Here is a 2042-nt window from a genome sequence, read left to right as displayed (position 1 = left end):
GCACTTGACTGAACTTTCAATTGTCTCGTGACCAAGGGCCAATGAGGAAATTCTGGCACTGAGGCCTTCGTCACCTCAGCGGCCGGAATTTTTCCCACTGTTGCCCGGGTAGAACGTGTGGCTCGCTGTGACGCCTCCATCGACGGCAAACTCGCCGCCAGTGGTGTAACCGCTCTCGTCGCTGGCGAGGTACACGTACAACGGCGCGATGTCCTCGGGCGTTCCCACGCGCTCCAGTGGGATGCGGGTCGATCCCCACTGCATGGCGGCCTCGCCGCCCTGCGCCTGGGTCATGGGCGTGTCGATCATGCCCGGGTGCACCGAGTTGACGCGCACGTTGTGGGCACCGAGCTCGATCGCTGCAGACTTCGTCATGCCACGGATGGCGAACTTGGTGCCGGCGTAGCCCGTCAGAGACGACATTCCGGCGAGTCCTTCGACCGAGGAGCAGTTGATGATCGAGCCCTGGCGATTGGCCTTCATCGCCGGGGCGACGGCCGCCATGCCGAAGAACGTGCCCTTCATGTTGACGTTGATCAGCAGGTCGAGATCCGACTCGAGCATCGTGTCGATCTCGCCAAAGCGCAGGACGCCCGCATTGTTCACCAGCACGTTGACGGTTCCGCCCAGGCTCACCTCGGCGTCCTTGACGACCTCTGCCCACGACGCCGGGTCAGCCACGTCGAGGTGGCTGAAGAACGCAGCCTCGCCAAGCTCGTCGGCAAGCAGCTTGCCGGCGTCGTCGGCGACGTCGGCGATGATCACCTTGGCGCCCTCACGTATGAAGTGGCGCGCGATGGCCGCGCCCTGGCCCTGTGCGCCACCGGTGATGATCGCGCGCTTACCCGCGAGACGGGACATGTGTTCCTCCATGGAAGTAAGAGTGTGAACTAGAGCGAAAGAATGGCGTCGGCTGCGAACGAGATCTCGGGATCCCGGTCAGCGAAGAAGCCACCGAGTGACTTGTCGAGCTCCTCGGTGGACCAGATGTCAGCCGTGGTGTCGAAACGCTGCTCCACGACCGGTGCGGCGATCAGCGCCACCATCCCGCCGTAGACGACAAACACCTGGCCGCTGATACGCGAAGCCGCGGGCGAGGCGAGGTAGGCGACCAGCGGGGCGACGTGATCGGCGCTGTAGGGGTCGATCGTCTTGCCGGACTTGTCTTCTCCGAAGACCTCGGCCGTCATCGCCGTACGAGCGCGCGGGCAGATCGCGTTGGCGCGTACGCCGATGCGGGAAAGCCCTCGTGCGGTCGTCAACGTGAGAGCCGTGATGCCAGCCTTGGCCGCCGCGTAGTTGGCCTGGCCGGGCGATCCGGTGAGGAACGCCTCGGACGCCGTGTTGATGACGCTGGCGTCGACGGGTGCGCCGGACTCCTTGGCGAGCTGCTTCCAATGGGCCGCAGCATTGCGCGACAGCAGGAAGTGGCCCCGGAGGTGGATCTTGATGACGAGGTCGAACTCCTCGTCGGTCATGTTGAACAGCATCTTGTCGCGGGTGACGCCGGCGTTGTTGACCACGATGTCGAGGGAGCCGAAGCTGTCGAGCGCCGTCTTCACGATCAGGTCAGCGGTGGCCCGCTCGCCAATGTCGCCAGGTGCCAGTGCAACCTCGGCGCCCAGCGCCTTGATCTCGTCGGCAGCCTCGTCAGCAGCACCCGGCAGGTCGTTGAGCACGATGCGTGCGCCGGCCTTCGCCAGGGCAACGGCTTCAGCACGCCCCAGGCCCGCGCCAGCACCGGTGACGACCGCAGTACGGCCGTCCAGATCCGTGTTTGTCACTAAGCGTCCTCGTTGATTCGCAGGGCGGACTTGGGGCAGACGGCCACGGCGCGCTGAACGCGATCGCGGTTCTCGTCGGTCACCGTGGGGTCCTCCACCTGCAGGAAGTCATCGTCATCGACGAAGAACACATCGGGTGCCATTGCCTCGCACAAGGCGTTCGCCTCGCACACATCGAAGTCGACTTCGACCTTTGCCATCGTGAATCCGCTCCTCGCTTCAGGACGGTAGAACTAGAACGTGTTCTATTCTATCCCA

The 2042-nt window shown here is 64.3% G+C and carries 3 protein-coding genes; all 3 read right to left on the bottom strand.

Features of this window, described 5'->3' with window-relative positions:
* Window positions 1-75: 75 nt before the first annotated feature.
* From V6M39_RS12180 to V6M39_RS12170, 3 genes are read right to left on the bottom strand one after another with little or no spacing between them, the layout of a single operon-like run.
* On the bottom strand, window positions 76-861 hold the full coding sequence (locus tag V6M39_RS12180; protein WP_332644082.1) for an SDR family NAD(P)-dependent oxidoreductase: 786 nt from the start codon (window positions 859-861) through the stop codon (window positions 76-78).
* Window positions 862-890: 29 nt separating this feature from the next.
* Window positions 891-1784 (bottom strand): 3-oxoacyl-ACP reductase, encoded by an 894-nt coding sequence (locus tag V6M39_RS12175; protein WP_332644081.1) that lies wholly within the window; start codon window positions 1782-1784, stop codon window positions 891-893.
* On the bottom strand, window positions 1784-1984 hold the full coding sequence (locus V6M39_RS12170; protein ID WP_332644080.1) for a ferredoxin: 201 nt from the start codon (window positions 1982-1984) through the stop codon (window positions 1784-1786). The genes V6M39_RS12175 and V6M39_RS12170 overlap by 1 nt, the downstream gene beginning before the upstream one ends.
* Between the last annotated feature and the right edge of the window lie 58 nt (window positions 1985-2042).

It is taken from the genome of Aeromicrobium sp. (assembly GCF_036675695.1).
Lineage (GTDB): Bacteria > Actinomycetota > Actinomycetes > Propionibacteriales > Nocardioidaceae > Aeromicrobium.
The sequence above is the reverse complement of the archived record's forward strand: the minus strand, read 5'-3'. Positions and strand labels throughout refer to the sequence as shown.